Genomic DNA, 15485 nt, shown 5'->3' with positions numbered 1-15485 from the left:
CGCCTGCTCCCGCACGAGGAGGGGCCGCCCTCGCTCAGCGATGACGGCCCCTCCTCGTGCACTCCGGTCAGTTCTTGAAGACGTCCTTGACGTCCTCACCGACCTTCTTGGCCTGGGCCTTGGTCTGGTCCGCCTGGCCCTCGGCCTCGAGGCGCTCGTTGTCGGACAGCTTGCCGACCGTCTCCTTGGCCTTGCCGACCAGGTTCTCTGCCGCATTGCGGATCTTGTCGTCTGCACCCATGAGGGGCTCCTTCCGTTCGGTGGGGACATCCGCCGGCGAGTGCCGGGGAAGCGGTGGGGACGGGTCAGGCGACCCGGTCCTCCTTCGAGAAGCCGGCACGCGCACTCGAGGCCACCTCGAGCACGACCGGCAGGCGGGCGCCGAGCAGGGCGTCGAGGCTCTCGACCTCCTGATGCACGGCGTCGACGACGATGCGGGGCGAGACTCCGGCCCGGGGCAGGACGCGCACCTTGAGCGCGGTGTCCGAGCCGTGCCGGTACGCCGCGACCGTCACGTCGAGCAGCTCGGTGCGGCCGGCCAGGGCGTTCTCGAGGACGTCCTCAGCGAAGCCGGTCGCGATCTCGATCCCGCCGGCAGGTCCTCCCGCGGCCTCGTCGCGCAGCACGGTTCCGGTGCGGCCGCGGCCGTGAGAGAAGGCCATCACCAGGGCGAGGACGATGCCGACGAGGCAGATCCCGACGATCGCGTAGAGCGGCCAGAGGGCGGCCGTGTCGCTCCACGCCGTGCCCTGCTCGGGCGAGATCCGATCGACGAGTCGGGTGCCCTGCTCGTCGCCGAACGACGACACCTGGTCGCGCACGGGCTGCGAGACCGTGAGGAGGACGGCGCCGGCGCTGACCGTGGCGAGCACGAGGCCCACGACGAGCAGGACGAAGCGGTTGACGAAGCGGTTGCTCGTGGTCATCAGATCCTCCCGGACTCGGATACCCGGACGGACGCCCGAGTGGCGGGCTTGGCCGCGATGCGAGCGAGCTCGTCGTCGACGGCGCTCTGCACCCGGTCGCGGTCGACCGCGATCCCTGAGGCGGGGGTCACCTCGATCAGCGCGGTGCGCCTACCGAGCGAGGCGCGGGTGTCCTCGCGGCGGGAGTGCGCGGCGGTCCGTGCGGTCCGGGCGAGGGCGGAGGCGATCACCGCATCGTCCACGACGACCGCCAGACGATCGTCCTCGACGGTGTGCCGGGCGCGGGTGCCGGGTGCCAGGGCGAGCACCAGGAGGATCAGCGCGAGCACTCCCGCGCCGACGGCCAGGCCGATCAGGGCCGGATTCGCCCAGTCGGCGACTCCGACGAGGGCGCCCAGAATCGCGGACGGAGCGGCGATCAGGGCCGGGGCGCCCACGATCGCCAGCACCGCCTCCGTGCCGACGTAGGCGGCGACCAGGGCGATCAGCACCAGGACGACAATCTGCGCCGCCGAGCGTGAGCGATGGGTCTCGCGGCGGAGGTAGCGGCGGTAGCGGGCGTCGGGGGCGCTGCCGCTGGCCGGTGATGCGGAGCTCATGCGACTCTCCTCGTGCTTCGAGTGCGGGTGCCGGTCACCCGGATGTCGACCCGGCTGACGGTGCGGCCCGTCAGCGCCTCCATACGGGAGGCGATGCGCGCGCGGTCGCCGTGCAGCCGTTCGAGCAGGGAGCCGCCGCCGGGGATGGCTCCCTGCTCGGCGACCACCGGGCTGGTGACGGCGAGCGCGAGGCCACCGTGGTCGTCCGAGAGCCGGACGCGGATCGACGAGACCTCGACGCCCAGCTCCTCGTGGACGATCGCCACGGCCGCGCGCTCGATGGAGCGGACGGTGATGGTGACGGTGCCCGCCACCGGAGATGCGGGACGCGTGTCGAGAGCGGTCACGAGGGGCTCCTAGCGGGAGGTGGTGCGGCCGCGGAACACGTCCACGAGACTGCGCACGTCGAGTGAGCCGTCGGCGATCCGCGCGATCACGGCGCCGAGCGCCATGAAGACGGCGGTGAGGACGAAGCCCCAGAAGCCGAACAGCAGGGCCGCGAAAGCGAGGACCGCGCCGATCGCGACCCCCGTCAGGGTGTTGCGGCCGCCGGGCGCGGTGGGGCGGGGGGAGGCGCCGAAGTCGCTCATCGGACGCGGCTCTCGGTCGCGTCGTCGTCCTTCTCGTCACCGGGGATGTGCACGTCGACGATGGCGACGTTGATCTCGGCGACGTCCATGCCCACCAGCTCGGTGATCGCCTCGGAGACGGCGGCCCGGACGGCGTCCGCGATCTGCTGCATCGGGACCGGGTACTCGACGACGAGCGTGACGTCGGCGGCGACCTGGGTCTCGCCGACCTCGACGCGCACGCCCTGGCCGTGGTCGGCGTTGCCGACGGCCTGACGGATCGCACCGAAGGCGCGGGCAGCGTTGTTGCCGAGGGCGAAGACTCCGGGGACCTCGCGGGCCGCGATGCCGGCGACCTTGGCGACGACGCCGTCGTCGATGACGGTCGTGCCCTGCGCCGTGCCGGATCCGCGCGAGCCGCCGAGGCTCGTCACGGTCTCGACGGTGGCCTTGTCGACGCGGGGGGTGGAGGGGGTGCGCGTGGTGTCGCTCATGGTGTCTCCTGGACGTCTTGTCGGCTGCGGGTGCTGGGCAGACCGGGATCGGGAAAGCCCGTCGGTTCTCCGCTGGGCTGTGCTTTCATGGGTAAGACGGCGCCCGGAGGGTGTTCGTCACGGTGCGGAGTGAACTTTTTCCTGACCGTTGCCTGACAGCCATCCGGCACCAGGGTCGAGCGAGCGGAGCGGGGAGGCGCCATGGCCGGTCTGGATTCGGCGACCGACGCGCTGCTCGCCGAGCGCTCCGCCGAGGGCGACGTGCGTGCCTTCGAGGTGCTGGTCAAACGGCACCAGTCGATCCTCCGCGCCTACGCGTGGCGCCTCACCGGCTCGCAGGCGGACGCCTCCGACGCCGTTCAGAACGCGCTGATCACCGTGTGGGCGCAGCTGCCCCAGCTCAGGGAGCCGGCGAGCGTGCGCAGCTGGATGATGCGGATCGTCAGTAGGTCGAGCGTCGACCTGCTGCGCCAGCGCCACCCGACCGATGACGTCGACGCCGTGGAGCATCCGGCGTCCCGCGAGCCGGGCCCGTTCGAGACCGCCGAACGCAGTGACGCCATGCGGGCGCTCGCGCGCGCGCTCGCGGAGCTGCCGGAGTCGCAGCGCCAGTGCTGGCTGCTGCGCGAGGTGGGCGGGGAGTCGTACCACGAGATCGCCCAGCATCTCGGCCTCACGGTCACGGCTGTGCGGGGCAAGCTGGCCCGCGCGCGCGAGTCGCTGGTCGTGGCGATGGAGGACTGGCGATGAGGGAGCAGACGCGATGAACGCGGACCAGATCCCCGGCGTCCCCGAGCGGGACGACGGGCAGGAGCGCGCCGGCGAGCGCGATGTCGCGCTGCCCGCGACCACGGAGCCGGAGGGGACGGGACGGGCGGACCCCGAGCCGGGCACGTCCGAGCCGGACGGCATCGGCATCGACGAGCTGAGCGACTACCTCGATCACGGCCGCTCCCCGTACGACCCCGCGATCGAGGAGTCGCCCGAGCACCGCCGCACCCTCCAGGCGCTCGAGCGGGTCCGCACGCTCTCCGGGGCGCTCATCGACGACGACGCCGCCCGCCTCCCGGTGCCGGAGGAGAGCTGGTTCGGCTCGATCCTCGCCCAGGTGCGGCGGGAGGCGCGCGCCGGCCGCGACATCCCGTTCGCCAGCGTGCAGCCGGACGTCTCGCTGACGATCACCGAGGGGGCCGTCCGTGGACTCGTGCGTGAGGCCGGCGACAGCGTGCCTGGCGTGCTCGTCGGCCGGTGCAGACTTCTCGGCGACGTCGCCGAGCCCGGGGCGGAGGTCGTCGTGGAGCTGACGATCTCGGTCTTCTGGGGCGTGCCGATCGCCCGGGCCGCGCAGCAGGTCCGCGAGCGCGTGCACTCGCGGCTGCTGACGCAGACCGAGCTGCGCGTCTCGACCATCGACGTCCGCGTGGAGGACGTCTACGTCCCGGGAACGGAGGAGTCGTGAGTGCGCGGCGCGCGGTGAGCCCCTCCGCCGCTCTCGCCGGCGAGTTGCGCCTGCTCGACGGAGTCGCGACCCTCGTCCCCGCGCGGCACGAGGCGCGCGACGTGCTCGCCCACGCCGCGACGGCGCTCAGCGCGACAGGCCTCGCGATCGAGCCCGTGGGTACCGCCAGCGGCGGCACCTTCGCCGATCCCGTCCTGGTGCGGGTGTCGGGCGAGGAGGTGTCGGTGGCCGTCGACGTCTGCGTGACGGCCGAGGCCTCGGCGCCCGACGTCGCCCGTGCGGTCGGAGCCGCGGTCCGCGACTGGTGCCTCCGCGAGCATCCGCAGCGTGCTCCGCGGGTGACGGTGCGGATCGCCGCGATCGACTAGAGCGCGGCGTCAGCCCCGCCGCGGACCCGGCGCGCCGTCGTGATCGGCGAGGAACGCCTCCGTCTCGGCCGCGGTCGGCGCCGACACCGCCGCTCCGTGGCGAGTCACCGACAGGGCGGCCGCTGCGCTCGCCCAGCGGACGAGGGCGACCAGCTGATCCGGATCGTCGAGCCGGCTGCCGCTCGCGGCCAACCGCGCCGCGAACGCGCCGCAGAAGGTGTCGCCGGCTCCGGTCGTGTCGACCGCCTCCACTCGGAACGCGGGGGCGCGGACGGGCTCCCGGTCACGGACCGCGACGACCGCGCCGTCCGAGCCCAGTGTGACGATCACGAGCGGCACCAGGGCGGTGAGCGCCGAAGCGAGCGCCTCCTCGTCCGGCGCAGTGATCGCGCGGTCAGCGGCGAGCTCGCGCGCCTCGTGCTCGTTGACGATCAGCACATCGAGCGCCGCCAGCAGTTCCTCGGGCAGCGGCCCGATCGGGGCCGCGTTCAGGATCGACACGGTGCCGTTCGCGCGGGCAGTGCGTGCCGCCTCCGTCACGGTGGCCATCGGGATCTCGAGCTGCAGCAGCACGGCGTCCGCCTCGGCGAGGAGGCGCGACTCCTCCTCGGTCGGGTCGACCAGCGCCGCGTTGGCGCCGGAGTCGACGACGATCGCGTTCTCGCCGTGCTCGTCGACGGTGATCTGGGCTGTGCCGGTGTGCTCGTCACCCCGGCGTGCCCTCAGTTCGAGCGGTTCGCGGTGCAGCACGCCGGCCAGCTCGTCGCCCGCGGAGTCCCGGCCGAGGCTGGTGATGAAGACGGTTCCCGGCTTGGTGCGGGCGGCGGCGACGGCCTGGTTGAGTCCCTTCCCTCCCGGGAAGGTGCGGGCGTCCAGGGCGAGCACGGTCTCGCCCGGCGCGGGGATCCGGGCGACCCGGTGGACGTGGTCGAGGTTGGCGCTGCCGAGGACGAGGAGGGACATGCCTCGACGCTAGGGCACGCGCAAGGGGGTCCGCGCTCGTTCAGCCGCCCCTACGGTGGAGTCATGGACACTCGAATCCTCGGCCGCACCGATGCGCCCGTCTCCGTCGTCGGCCTCGGAACCTGGCAGCTCGGTGCCGACTGGGGGGATGTCGCCGAGGGTGATGCGCTCGCCGTGCTCGACGCTGCCGTGGAGTCGGGGGTCACCCTCTTCGACACCGCCGATGTCTACGGCGACGGTCGCAGTGAGCGCACGATCGGCGCCTACCGCACCGCGCATCCCGACGCGCCGGTCTTCGTGGCGACCAAGATGGGACGCCGCGTCGAGCAGATCCCCTCAAGCTACGTGCTCGAGAACTTCCGCGCCTGGACCGACCGTTCGCGCGCGAACCTCGGCGTCGAGACGCTCGATCTCGTGCAGCTGCACTGCCCGCCCACGGCCGTCTACTCCGACGACGCGGTCTTCGACGCGCTCGACACCCTCGTCGCTGAGGGCGCGATCGCGGCATACGGCGTCTCGGTCGAGCGTACGGAGGAGGCGCTCACCGCGATCGCGCGGCCGAACGTCGCGAGCGTGCAGATCATCCTGAACGCGTTCCGCCTCAAGCCGCTCGACGCGGTGCTGCCGGCGGCCAGAGAGGCCGGGGTCGGCATCCTCGCGCGGGTCCCGCTCGCCTCAGGACTGCTGAGCGGCCGGTACACGACCGAGACCGCCTTCGCGCCGGAGGACCACAGGAACTACAACCGCGACGGCTCCGCCTTCGACGTGGGCGAGACCTTCTCGGGCGTCGACTTCGCGACGGGAGTCGAGGCGGCGCAGGAGTTCTCGCGCCTGGCCGAGGACCACGGACTGGCGCCGGCCGCCGCCGCCCTGGCCTGGATCCTCCAGCAGGACGGCGTCACCTCGGTGATCCCGGGGGCCCGCTCGCCCGAGCAGGCCCGCGCCAACGCGGCCGCCGCCTCCGCTGCACCCCTCGGCCCTGCCTTCATGGAGGCCGTGAACGCTCTCTACGACACCCGCTTCCGTCCCACCGTCCACCCCCGCTGGTAGCCCCCGCGCGGCAGCCCCTCATGAGGTGCCCGAGAATGCCGTCGATCTCGCGATTCGTGTGCATTCTCGGGCACCTCAGGTGCGGAGCGCCGCTCGGACGAGCGCGACGACGGCCGGGAGATCGGCGAGATCGTCGGCGGTGAGCTCGATCACGTTCCATCCGGCGGCACGCAGACGACCCGTGCGGGCGCGGTCCTTCCGCCAGCGGCCGCGCTCGACGCGGTGGTAGTCGCCGTGGTACTCGATGACGACCCGGGCCCAGGCGATGCAGAGATCGACCCGGGCGAGAAAGCCGCCCGACGAGTCGCGGATGACCACGTTGGCCTCGATGCCTCGGACGCCGGCCGTGACGAGGGCTACCCGGACGAGTGATTCGGGCCGAGACTCCGCTCGCCCGTCGAGGAGCCCGATCGCACGGCGGAGCCTGCTCAGACCGCGTCGGCTCGGGTAGCGCTCGCTCGCGGATCGCAACTCGTCGGGGGCCGTGAGCCGGAGATGGAGGAGGAAGTCACCCACGGCGACCAGATCGGCGACCTCCAGGGCGCTCCCGAGGTCGCACCACGTCCGCGCCGGGGAGGTGAGGCGCCCACGACGGCCGACGAGGACGTCGCCGGGACGGAAAGTCAGCGTGCGCCCTGCGATCCCCGTCGCGTGCGGTGCGCGGCGTGGGGCCTCGACGGCGATGTCCAGTACGGACCGCTCCTCCCAGCCGGGCGGCAGTGGAGCACCCCACAGCAGGGCGGCGGTGGGACCGCACACGACGGCACCCTCACCGAGGCGGAGCAGGACCGCTGCGCACCGGTCGACGAGGTCTTTCGCTTCCGTCACCGACCTGATGCCGTACGTCGGAGCGCTGAAGCGGGGCCCGCGCAGGACCCCCGCCGACACACCGGCCGCCCGTGCCTCCGATACAGGAAACAGGTCCCGCGGCCACTCGTCGTTCTGCATGCGCCCACCTTGCCCGGGGACGCTCCTCCGCGTGCGTCGCTCTCCACAGGAGACGACTGAAGTGCCCGAGAATGCTGCGATTCCGTCGACTCGTCAGCATTCTCGGGCACCTCAGTCGGGCCTGTGGCGTGAGGGGTTCAGCGCGGCGTCCACGATCGTGCGGGCCTCGGCCTGCACCTCGTGCAGGTGGTCGAGGCCGCGGAAACTCTCGGCGTAGATCTTGTAGACGTCCTCGGTGCCGGAGGGGCGTGCGGCGAACCACGCGTCCTCGGTGACGACTTTCACGCCTCCGACGGCCGCGCCGTTGCCGGGGGCCTTCGAGAGGGTCGCGGTGATCTCGGACCCGGCGAGCGTGGTCGCCGTGATCGCACCGCCGTCGAGCCGGCCGAGCGCCGCCTTCTGCGCCTTCGTCGCCACCGCATCCACGCGCTCGTAGACCGGATCGCCGAAGCGCTCGGTCAGCTCCCGGTACAGAGCTGAAGGGCTCTTCCCGGTGACGGCGACGATCTCGGAGGCGAGCAGTGCCAGCAGGATGCCGTCCTTGTCGGTGGTCCAGACAGTGCCGTCGAAGCGGAGGAACGAGGCCCCCGCCGACTCCTCGCCGCCGAAGCCGACCGAGCCGTCGACCAGTCCGGGGACGAACCACTTGAAGCCGACCGGGACCTCCCAGAGGCGTCGGCCCAGCGACTGGGCCACGCGGTCGATAATCGAGGAGGAGACCAGCGTCTTGCCGATCGCCGCGTCCTCGCGCCAGCCGGTGCGGTGGCGGTACAGGTAGTCGATCGCGACGGCCAGGTAGTGGTTGGGGTTCATCAGCCCGCCGTCCGGGGTGACGATGCCGTGGCGGTCGGCGTCCGCGTCGTTGCCGGTGAGGATGTCGAAATCGCCGGCGCGCGCGACCACCGAGGCCATCGCGCTGGGGGAGGACGGGTCCATCCGGATCTTGCCGTCCCAGTCGAGGGTCATGAAGCCCCACGCTGGGTCGACCTCGCTGTTGACGACCGTCAGGTCGAGCTCGTACATCTCGGCGATGAGCTGCCAGTAGTGCACGGAGGCGCCGCCCAGCGGATCGGCCCCGATGTGCACGCCCGCCTTCCTGATCGCGTCGATGTCGATGATGTTCTTCAGGTCCGCGACGTAGTGCGTGCGGTAGTCGTAGGTCTCGACGGCGCTGGGCTCGGCCGCGCGCACGCCCCGGTTGCCATCGGCGATGAGCTCGTTGGCGCGGTCCGCGATCCAGGTCGTCGCGTCGGAGTCGGCGGGGCCGCCGTGCGGCGGGTTGTACTTGAAGCCGCCGTCGCGGGGCGGGTTGTGCGAGGGGGTCACCACGATCCCGTCGGCTCGGTCGGCGTGCGCCGCGTCGGTGTTGTAGCGGAGGATCGCGTGGCTGAGCGCCGGCGTGGGCACGTAGTCGTCGAACTCGTCGACCAGCACGCGGACCCCGTTGCCCACCAGCACCTCGAGCGCAGTGGTGAGCGCCGGCCGCGAGAGCCCGTGCGTGTCCGCGCCGATGAACAGCGGCCCGGTGATGCCCTGCTCCGCCCGGTACTCCACGATCGCCTGCGTCACCGCGGCGATGTGGTCCTCGTTGAAGGCGGTGTCGAACGCCGAGCCGCGATGCCCCGAGGTGCCGAACACCACCTTCTGGGCCGGGTCGGAGACGTCCGGCTTGTTCTCGTAGTACGCCCTCACGAGGGCCTCGACGTCGATGAGATCGGAGGCCTGTGCCGGCTTCCCTGCGCGATCGGTCATGCCCTCCATAGTGGCAGTCCGCCCCCGCCGCCGGGTACCGCTGCTGGCTAGGCTTGCGCCATGCCCGACACTGCCGCAGCGACCCGTGCCTACAGCTACCTCGGGCCCCGCGGCACGTTCACGGAGGCGGCGCTCGCGCAGGTGCCGGAGGCGCGGGGGCAGCACTGGCACAGCGTCGCCAATGTGGGGGAGGCGCTCAACGACCTGGTCTCGGGGCGTAGCGACGGGGCGGTCATCGCCATCGAGAACTCGGTCGAGGGCGGAGTGACGGCCACGCAGGACGCGCTGGCGCGGATCCCGGGGCTGCGCATCGTCGGCGAGTACCTGGTGCCGGTGTCGTTCATCCTCGTCGGGCGCCCCGGCGCGCGGCTTGAGGAGGTGCGGACGGTCGCCGCGCATCCGGTCGCGTACGGCCAGTGCCGCGTCTGGCTCGACCGCGAGATCCCGAGCCACGAGCACCTGCCCGCGTCGAGCAACGTCCAGGCCACCGTCGATCTGCTGGGCGGATCGCCCGCGCAGGCCGCCATCGCACCCCCGGGCATCGTCGCCCACCACGACGTGAGCGTCCTCGCCGAGCGGATCGGCGACAATCCGGACGCGGTCACCCGCTTCGTGCACGTGTCGCGCTCCCGTGCCCTTCCCGAGCCCACGGGTGCCGACAAGACCAGCGTGATCGCCGAGCTGCCGGCCGACGAGCCGGGTGCTCTGCTCGACCTGCTCGAGCAGTTCGCGACCCGCGGAGTGAATCTGAGCATGATCCAGTCGCGGCCGATCGGAGACGCCCTGGGCCGCTACCGTTTCGTCATCGACCTCGACGGCCACGTGCAGGACGAGCGCGTCGCCGATGCCCTGATGGGCGTGCGGCGCTTCAGCCCGGAGGTGATCTTCCTCGGCTCGTACCCGCGCGCTGACCGCCGACCGGTCACCTCTGTGCGACGCTACGACGACGAGGTGTTCATCGAGGCCCGCGACTGGCTGCGCGGGATCCTCGCCCACGAGCCGGAGGTCGACGATGACTGACGACGCCGAGACCGGCGAACGGATCGATCCGCGCTACGACCCCGCCTTCCAGCGCGGCTTCGGGGGAGGGGTGCAGCGGTTGCGCACGGACGAGCGGGCGTTCGCCCGGCCGGGGACGGGAGCCGCAGCCCCTACCGGCTCCGCAGCGCCCGGCGCGCCGTCAGCGCCCGCTCGGCGTGCGGCGCCGGTACCGGCCGACCAGGCCGGGAGCCGGCGCTCGCGGCGGATCGGCGAGGAGCCTCCGCTCGCCCCGACGGAGCCCCAGGCCTCGTCTCCGGACGTGCCCGTCTCGGGCGCACCCGCTCGCGAGGCCCCGCTGCTCCGGAACCCCTGGCTCCTCGTGCTCCTCGCTGCCGGACTCGTCGGCACGGTACTCGGCCTCGTCCTCCTGTCCGCCGGGTACTCGTCGCCGCCTCCGCCCTACTACGGCGACTCCGACGTCCCCCAGCCCGAGTGGATCCAGCGGCAGCTCCTCTACTACTCGTGTATCCCGCTGCTGGGCTGCCTGCCGGGATCGATCCTGATCGCGATCGGCGTGGCCGCGCTGCGGTGGAGGGGCGTGCCTGCGCCCCGGAGCGCCGGTGAGTCGCCGGAGCAGGCCGCGCTCCTCGTCGCGGAACCTCAGACCCCCGAGGCCCCGAAGAGCAGCCCCAGCAGGTAGGTGATCAGGGCGGCGCCGTAGCCGATGCCGAGCTGGCGCAGCGCGCGGGACAGCGGCGCCGCGCCCGAGAGCAGCCCGACGATCGCGCCCGTCGCGAGCAGCGCGATCCCGACCAGGACGCAGGCGACGACGACGGCCGCGAGTCCGGTGAGTCCCAGCAGGTACGGCAGCACGGGGATGACCGCTCCGGAGGCGAAGAAGCAGAAGCTCGAGAGCGCCGCGCCCATCCCGGTGCCGACCGACTCGTGCTCGTCGACGTCCGGAGCGGCGGACGGGCCGCCGAGGGTGATCGGCGAGGTGACGGCGCCTCCCCGCAGGCCGGTGAAGACGGAGGCGGCCCGCGCGTCCGCCTGCTCCTGCGTCATCCCGCGCGCCCGGTAGACCAGCGCGAGCTCGTTCGCGTCGACGTCGAGGTCCGGCACGACGCGGTTCGTGTCGAGGTCGGGGCTGGAGGCCGAGAGCAGCTCGCGCTGCGAGCGCACCGAGACGAACTCGCCCGCGCCCATCGAGAGAGCGCCCGCGAGCAGCCCCGCGATGCCGGTGAAGAGGACCACGCTCGTGGCGACTCCGCTCGCCCCGACGCCGAGCACCAGGGCGAGGTTCGAGACCAGCCCGTCGTTCGCGCCGAACACCGCGGCGCGGAACGTGCCGGACATCCGCGAGCGGCCGCGCTCCGCGAGCCCGCGCACGACCTCGCCGTGGATCCGCTCGTCGGCCGCCATCGCCTCGGTGGCGTCGTCATCGTCGGCGTAGGGGGAGCGGGCCTCGGCGCGCTGGATCAGCGCGAGCACGAACACCGAGCCGAAGCGGCGGGTGAGGAAGCCCAGCAGGCGCGTGCGCACGTCGGCCCGCGGAGCCGGATCGGCCGCGGGGCCGAGCAGCTCGCGCCAGTGCTCCTCGTGCCGCCCCTCCGCCACGGCGAGCGCGAGCAGGATCTCGCGCTCCTCGCCCGTGCGGCGGCCGGCCAGATCGCGGTAGACCGCGGCCTCGGCCAGCTCGTCGGCGAGGTAGCGGCGCCAGCGGCGCACCTGGGCGGGACTGGGCGTGGGGAGGGTGGTCGCCATGCGATCTCCTGGGGTAGGCCCGCCGACCCGCGCGAGAGGACCGGTCAGGACGTGCGTCGACTGACCGAAGGTCTCGTTCGCCCCGACCGCTCTGGCCGGGGTGGAGCGCCGGGCCCGGATCGTTCCGGACCAGCATGTCGACGCGCCTCGTCGCCCGCTCGGCGGACGGTGGGAACTACTCCCCTTCGCGGGGACCACCGTAGCCCAGATCGCCGGCCGCTCGCGCGCCTCCTCTACACTGCTGGGGTGATTGATGCCGTCCTTCTGCGCGAGAACCCGGATGTCCTGAAGCGCTCGCAGGAGGCGCGCGGCGATTCCGTCGAGCTGGTCGACGAGGCGCTCGAGGCCGATCGCGTGCGCCGCGCGGCGATCACCGAGGCGGAGCGCCTGCGCGCCGAGCAGAACGCCTTCGGCAAGACCGTCGCGAAGGCGCCGAAGGACGAGAAGGCGGCCCTCGTCGCCGAGGCGCAGCGCCTCGCCGCTGCCGCCAAGCAGGCCCAGCAGGAGGCGTCCGAGGCCGACGGTGCCTTCACCGCGCTGGTCAAGCGGATCGCCAACCCGATCATCGAGGGCGTCCCCGCGGGCGGCGAGGAGTCGTTCGAGCTCGTGAGGACCGTCGGCGAGCGTCCGGCCTTCGACTTCGCCCCGCGCGACCACCTCGAGCTCGGCGAGCTGCTGGACGGCATCGACATGCAGCGCGGCGCGAAGGTCAGCGGCGCGCGCTTCTACTTCCTCAAGGGCCTCGTCGCCCGTCTCGAGATCGCCCTGATGAACCTGGGCCTCGAGAAGGCGCTCGCCGCGGGCTTCACCCCGCTGATCACGCCGACCCTCGTGCGCCCCGAGATCATGGACGGCACCGGTTTCCTCGGCGAACACGACGACGAGGTGTACCGCCTGCGCGACGACGACCTCTACCTCACCGGCACCAGCGAGGTCGCCCTCGCCGGGTACCACGCCGACGAGATCCTCGACCTCACCGCGGGCGCGAAGCGCTACGCCGGCTGGAGCACCTGCTACCGCCGCGAGGCCGGCTCGGGGGGCCGCGACACCCGCGGCATCATCCGCGTGCACCAGTTCAGCAAGCTCGAGATGTTCGTCTACACCCTCCCCGAGGACGCGGAGGCGGAGCACGCGCGCCTGCTGTCCTACCAGGAGGACATCCTGCAGAGTCTCGGCCTGCACTACCGCGTGATCGACACGGCGGCCGGCGACCTCGGCCAGAGCGCGGCGCGCAAGTTCGACGTCGAAGCATGGGTGCCCACCCAGGAGACCTACCGCGAGCTGACCTCGACCTCCAACTGCACCACGTTCCAGGCCCGCCGCCTCGACACCCGCTACCGCACCGAGTCGGGGAGGACGGCTCCGGTCGCCACCCTCAACGGCACCCTCGCGACGACGCGCTGGATCGTGGCCCTGCTCGAGACCCATCAGCGCGCCGACGGCTCGGTGCTCGTGCCCGAGGCTCTGCGGCCCCACCTCGGCGGCCTCGAGGTCCTCGAGCCGGTCGCATGAGCGCGGTCCGCGCCTCCGGACGCCGCCTCGTCGCCCTCGACATCGACGGCACCGTCATGCACGAGGACGGCACGATCACCGACGCGGTGACCGAGGCCATCACGCGTCTCGCCGCCCGGGGCGACGAGGTCATGCTGGCGACCGGCCGCTCGCCCTCCTCCACCCTCCCGGTCGTGGCGCGTCTGGGCATCGCGCCCGAGTACGTCGTCTGCTGCAACGGAGCGGTCACCCTGCGCCGCGATCCCGAGGGCGGCTACCGCACCGAGATCGTCGAGACCTTCGACCCGACCGACGTCCTCGAGACCATCCGCCGCTCCCTCCCCGCCGCGCACTACGCGGTCGAGGACGCTGACGGCGCGTTCTTCTACACCGAGGCGTTCCCCGGCGGAGCCGTGATGGGCGCCGCGACGACGCACGTCCCCTTCGAGGAGCTGCTCGGCCGCCTCTGCACGCGCGTCGTCGTGATCTCGCCCGAGACCGGCATCGACGAGTTCACCACCCTGGTCGAGGAGATGGGCCTGCACCAGGTCAGCTACGCGATCGGCTGGACCGCGTGGCTCGACATCGCCCCGCACGGCGTCAACAAGTCGACCGCCCTCGAGATCGTGCGCCAGGAGCTGGGCATCGAGCGGAGCGACGTGGTCGCGCTGGGCGACGGCCGCAACGACATCGAGATGCTCACCTGGGCCGCCGAGGAGGGCGCTGGCCTGGCGATGGGCCAGGCGCCCGACGAGGTGCGCGCGGTGGCCTCCGCCGTGATCCCCACCGTGCACCAGGACGGCGTGGCGGTGGCGCTCTCAGCGCTGCGCTGAGGGCGGGGTCCTGCGCAACGAAGGCTGAGAGGCGCCCAGAGCCGTTGCAGCCGCCGATCGGAGCTCCCGGCCTTCGTTGTGACGGAGTTCGGCGCACGCCGTCCTCCTCCGGCTCGCCCGGGCCCGGCGCCCGCCGGTTACTATCGGGTGTCGCTCCTGCGGGAGCGGCCAGGAGGGCTGTCCGAGCGGCCGATGGAGCCAGTCTTGAAAACTGGTGGGCAGAGATGTCTCGTGGGTTCGAATCCCACGCCCTCCGCCACGCAGGACGTCACCGTCCCGGGAGTCGCGTTTCCCGCGTGGACCGACCTGTCCGCATCCTCACGGGAGATCCGCCGCCCGCGTTGCCGACGACCTTGCTAACGTCCGCCCATGTCGACTATCCGGCCCTCCTCCGACTCCACCCAGCCTGGCCGCCACTCCGGTGACCAGGTGGCACGCCTCCTCGCCGGGCTGGCCGATCGTGATCGCGACGTGCGCCAAGCATCGGCGCTCGCGCTCGGTGAGCGCGCCGACCGTGCCGCGGTGGGCGCGGTGCTCGCTCAGCTGTGGGAGGAACCCGACTTCTTCGTCCGCGACACGCTCACGTGGGCCGCGTCCCGGGTCGGACGCGAGGCCGTTCCGCTCGTCCGTGAGGCGCTCGCAGCCGATCGCCGGCCGGCCGTGCGCACGCAGGCGATGCATGTGCTGAGCAAGATCGCCGACCCGGCGACGATGGACGACATCTTGCCGTTGATCGACGACGGCGCCCCGGAGGTCGCCGCGAAGGCCCGCTGGGCCCTCTCGAGGCTCGGCGACCCTCGGGCCGTCCCCGTCCTCCTCCGACAGCTCGGGACCGGTGATGCGGAGGCGCAGAACGCGCTGACCGACGTCGTCGCCTCCTTCCGAGCAGCCGCCGTTCCGGGACTGATCGACGCGCTGGCCCACGCGGACCCCGCCGCCCGGCGGCATGCGGCGGAGGTGGTCGGCCACATCGGGAGTCCGCACGCTGAGCCGGCCCTCGCAGCGCTCCGGTCGGCCGCCGAGGGCCCGGACGTCGAGGTCGCCGTGTCGGCGCTGATGGCGGTCGGTGAGTTCTCGAGTCACGAGGCGCAACTCGTGATCGCCGACGCCACGCAGAGCGGCGAGCCGCGTGTCAGGGCGGTCGCGGAACGTCTGAGGTCCCGCCCGCCTCGCCGCTCCCGGCTCGAGACGCTCCAAGCAGTGCGCGCCGCTCGGCAGGCCGGCGCCTCCTGACCGGCCGACACCTCCTGAGGTGCTCTCCGAGCGCCGACGGGCGGAGCGGAGGGAG

The 15485-nt window shown here is 72.7% G+C and carries 19 protein-coding genes and 1 tRNA gene; 10 read left to right on the top strand and 10 right to left on the bottom strand.

Features of this window, described 5'->3' with window-relative positions:
- Positions 1-67: 67 nt before the first annotated feature.
- From GSU10_RS12365 to GSU10_RS12340, 6 genes are all read right to left on the bottom strand, one after another.
- Complete coding sequence (locus GSU10_RS12365) at positions 68-241, bottom strand: CsbD family protein (RefSeq protein ID WP_068211055.1); 174 nt, start codon at positions 239-241, stop codon at positions 68-70.
- Positions 242-305: 64 nt separating this feature from the next.
- On the bottom strand, positions 306-926 hold the full coding sequence (locus GSU10_RS12360) for a hypothetical protein (protein ID WP_132505500.1): 621 nt from the start codon (positions 924-926) through the stop codon (positions 306-308).
- Positions 926-1525, bottom strand: coding sequence for a hypothetical protein (locus tag GSU10_RS12355; protein WP_068211061.1), 600 nt, complete (start codon positions 1523-1525; stop codon positions 926-928). Before GSU10_RS12355 ends, GSU10_RS12360 begins: the two co-directional genes overlap by 1 nt.
- A complete protein-coding gene (locus GSU10_RS12350) occupies positions 1522-1872 on the bottom strand; it encodes a hypothetical protein (RefSeq protein WP_068211065.1) in 351 nt (116 codons plus the stop codon). The genes GSU10_RS12355 and GSU10_RS12350 overlap by 4 nt, the downstream gene beginning before the upstream one ends.
- A 9-nt stretch (positions 1873-1881) precedes the next feature.
- Complete coding sequence (locus tag GSU10_RS12345) at positions 1882-2115, bottom strand: DUF2273 domain-containing protein (protein WP_068211068.1); 234 nt, start codon at positions 2113-2115, stop codon at positions 1882-1884.
- Entirely contained in the window at positions 2112-2588 is a 477-nt protein-coding gene (locus GSU10_RS12340) for an Asp23/Gls24 family envelope stress response protein (RefSeq protein ID WP_068211071.1), read from the bottom strand. Before GSU10_RS12340 ends, GSU10_RS12345 begins: the two co-directional genes overlap by 4 nt.
- Positions 2589-2789: 201 nt before the next feature.
- On the opposite strand from GSU10_RS12340, the gene GSU10_RS12335 reads away from it, so the two are divergent.
- The 3 genes from GSU10_RS12335 to GSU10_RS12325 are packed head-to-tail and all read left to right on the top strand — an operon-like array spanning position 2790 to position 4415.
- Complete coding sequence (locus GSU10_RS12335; RefSeq protein ID WP_068211075.1) at positions 2790-3338, top strand: RNA polymerase sigma factor; 549 nt, start codon at positions 2790-2792, stop codon at positions 3336-3338.
- A 13-nt stretch (positions 3339-3351) separates the two neighbouring features.
- On the top strand, positions 3352-4047 hold the full coding sequence (locus tag GSU10_RS12330) for an Asp23/Gls24 family envelope stress response protein (protein ID WP_082845140.1): 696 nt from the start codon (positions 3352-3354) through the stop codon (positions 4045-4047).
- Positions 4044-4415 carry a hypothetical protein gene (locus GSU10_RS12325; protein ID WP_068211077.1) on the top strand — a complete coding sequence of 124 codons (372 nt, stop codon included), beginning with the start codon at positions 4044-4046 and terminating at the stop codon, positions 4413-4415. Before GSU10_RS12330 ends, GSU10_RS12325 begins: the two co-directional genes overlap by 4 nt.
- A gap of 9 nt (positions 4416-4424) precedes the next feature.
- On the opposite strand, the gene GSU10_RS12320 is transcribed toward GSU10_RS12325, so the two are convergent.
- Complete coding sequence (locus GSU10_RS12320) at positions 4425-5378, bottom strand: ribokinase (protein WP_132505497.1); 954 nt, start codon at positions 5376-5378, stop codon at positions 4425-4427.
- Positions 5379-5441: 63 nt separating this feature from the next.
- On the opposite strand from GSU10_RS12320, the gene GSU10_RS12315 reads away from it, so the two are divergent.
- The gene (locus GSU10_RS12315) at positions 5442-6428 is read left to right on the top strand and encodes an aldo/keto reductase (RefSeq protein ID WP_068211083.1); all 987 of its coding nucleotides are present in this window, start codon (positions 5442-5444) and stop codon (positions 6426-6428) included.
- A 75-nt stretch (positions 6429-6503) separates the two neighbouring features.
- Here the strand turns inward: GSU10_RS12315 and GSU10_RS12310 are convergent, their stop codons facing one another.
- Entirely contained in the window at positions 6504-7376 is an 873-nt protein-coding gene (locus tag GSU10_RS12310) for an endonuclease domain-containing protein (RefSeq protein WP_068211086.1), read from the bottom strand.
- A gap of 111 nt (positions 7377-7487) precedes the next feature.
- Positions 7488-9128: a phosphoglucomutase (alpha-D-glucose-1,6-bisphosphate-dependent) gene (gene pgm, locus GSU10_RS12305; RefSeq protein ID WP_068211113.1), complete on the bottom strand. Its 1641-nt coding sequence runs from the start codon at positions 9126-9128 to the stop codon at positions 7488-7490.
- A 60-nt stretch (positions 9129-9188) separates the two neighbouring features.
- Here pgm and pheA point away from each other — a divergent pair, with 60 nt between their 5' ends.
- The gene (pheA, locus tag GSU10_RS12300) at positions 9189-10148 is read left to right on the top strand and encodes a prephenate dehydratase (protein ID WP_068211089.1); all 960 of its coding nucleotides are present in this window, start codon (positions 9189-9191) and stop codon (positions 10146-10148) included.
- Positions 10141-10809 (top strand): hypothetical protein, encoded by a 669-nt coding sequence (locus GSU10_RS12295; RefSeq protein WP_068211092.1) that lies wholly within the window; start codon positions 10141-10143, stop codon positions 10807-10809. The genes pheA and GSU10_RS12295 overlap by 8 nt, the downstream gene beginning before the upstream one ends.
- Here the strand turns inward: GSU10_RS12295 and GSU10_RS12290 are convergent.
- On the bottom strand, positions 10770-11873 hold the full coding sequence (locus GSU10_RS12290) for a VIT1/CCC1 transporter family protein (protein ID WP_068211095.1): 1104 nt from the start codon (positions 11871-11873) through the stop codon (positions 10770-10772). The two genes, GSU10_RS12295 and GSU10_RS12290, sit on opposite strands and share 40 nt — an antisense overlap.
- Before the next feature lie 246 nt (positions 11874-12119).
- Here GSU10_RS12290 and serS point away from each other — a divergent pair, with 246 nt between their 5' ends.
- The 4 genes from serS (at position 12120) to GSU10_RS12270 (ending at position 15430) form a co-directional block, all read left to right on the top strand.
- Complete coding sequence (serS, locus tag GSU10_RS12285) at positions 12120-13385, top strand: serine--tRNA ligase (RefSeq protein WP_068211098.1); 1266 nt, start codon at positions 12120-12122, stop codon at positions 13383-13385.
- Positions 13382-14197, top strand: a complete 816-nt coding sequence (locus tag GSU10_RS12280) for an HAD family hydrolase (RefSeq protein ID WP_068211101.1) — start codon at positions 13382-13384, stop codon at positions 14195-14197. Before serS ends, GSU10_RS12280 begins: the two co-directional genes overlap by 4 nt.
- Positions 14198-14368: 171 nt before the next feature.
- A tRNA-Ser gene (locus GSU10_RS12275) sits at positions 14369-14456 on the top strand.
- 110 nt (positions 14457-14566) lie between these two features.
- Complete coding sequence (locus GSU10_RS12270) at positions 14567-15430, top strand: HEAT repeat domain-containing protein (protein ID WP_082845141.1); 864 nt, start codon at positions 14567-14569, stop codon at positions 15428-15430.
- Positions 15431-15485 lie beyond the last annotated feature (55 nt).

Origin of the sequence: Rathayibacter tanaceti (genome assembly GCF_009834165.1) — a bacterium.
Lineage (GTDB): Bacteria > Actinomycetota > Actinomycetes > Actinomycetales > Microbacteriaceae > Rathayibacter > Rathayibacter tanaceti.
Note: the sequence above shows the minus strand (reverse complement) of the source record. Positions and strands in the feature narration are given on the sequence as shown.

Bases quoted from the DNA above. Each gene is read 5' to 3' on its own strand.
- GSU10_RS12295 (WP_068211092.1), top strand. From the start codon at position 10,141: ATGACTGACGACGCCGAGACCGGCGAACGGATCGATCCGCGCTACGAC.
- GSU10_RS12330 (WP_082845140.1), top strand. From the start codon at position 3,352: ATGAACGCGGACCAGATCCCCGGCGTCCCCGAGCGGGACGACGGGCAG.
- GSU10_RS12280 (WP_068211101.1), top strand. From the start codon at position 13,382: ATGAGCGCGGTCCGCGCCTCCGGACGCCGCCTCGTCGCCCTCGACATC.
- GSU10_RS12315 (WP_068211083.1), top strand. From the start codon at position 5,442: ATGGACACTCGAATCCTCGGCCGCACCGATGCGCCCGTCTCCGTCGTC.
- GSU10_RS12365 (WP_068211055.1), bottom strand. From the start codon at position 241: ATGGGTGCAGACGACAAGATCCGCAATGCGGCAGAGAACCTGGTCGGC.
- GSU10_RS12360 (WP_132505500.1), bottom strand. From the start codon at position 926: ATGACCACGAGCAACCGCTTCGTCAACCGCTTCGTCCTGCTCGTCGTG.
- GSU10_RS12345 (WP_068211068.1), bottom strand. From the start codon at position 2,115: ATGAGCGACTTCGGCGCCTCCCCCCGCCCCACCGCGCCCGGCGGCCGC.
- pheA (WP_068211089.1), top strand. From the start codon at position 9,189: ATGCCCGACACTGCCGCAGCGACCCGTGCCTACAGCTACCTCGGGCCC.
- GSU10_RS12270 (WP_082845141.1), top strand. From the start codon at position 14,567: ATGTCGACTATCCGGCCCTCCTCCGACTCCACCCAGCCTGGCCGCCAC.
- GSU10_RS12310 (WP_068211086.1), bottom strand. From the start codon at position 7,376: ATGCAGAACGACGAGTGGCCGCGGGACCTGTTTCCTGTATCGGAGGCA.
- GSU10_RS12340 (WP_068211071.1), bottom strand. From the start codon at position 2,588: ATGAGCGACACCACGCGCACCCCCTCCACCCCCCGCGTCGACAAGGCC.
- GSU10_RS12355 (WP_068211061.1), bottom strand. From the start codon at position 1,525: ATGAGCTCCGCATCACCGGCCAGCGGCAGCGCCCCCGACGCCCGCTAC.
- GSU10_RS12290 (WP_068211095.1), bottom strand. From the start codon at position 11,873: ATGGCGACCACCCTCCCCACGCCCAGTCCCGCCCAGGTGCGCCGCTGG.
- pgm (WP_068211113.1), bottom strand. From the start codon at position 9,128: ATGACCGATCGCGCAGGGAAGCCGGCACAGGCCTCCGATCTCATCGAC.
- GSU10_RS12335 (WP_068211075.1), top strand. From the start codon at position 2,790: ATGGCCGGTCTGGATTCGGCGACCGACGCGCTGCTCGCCGAGCGCTCC.
- GSU10_RS12320 (WP_132505497.1), bottom strand. From the start codon at position 5,378: ATGTCCCTCCTCGTCCTCGGCAGCGCCAACCTCGACCACGTCCACCGG.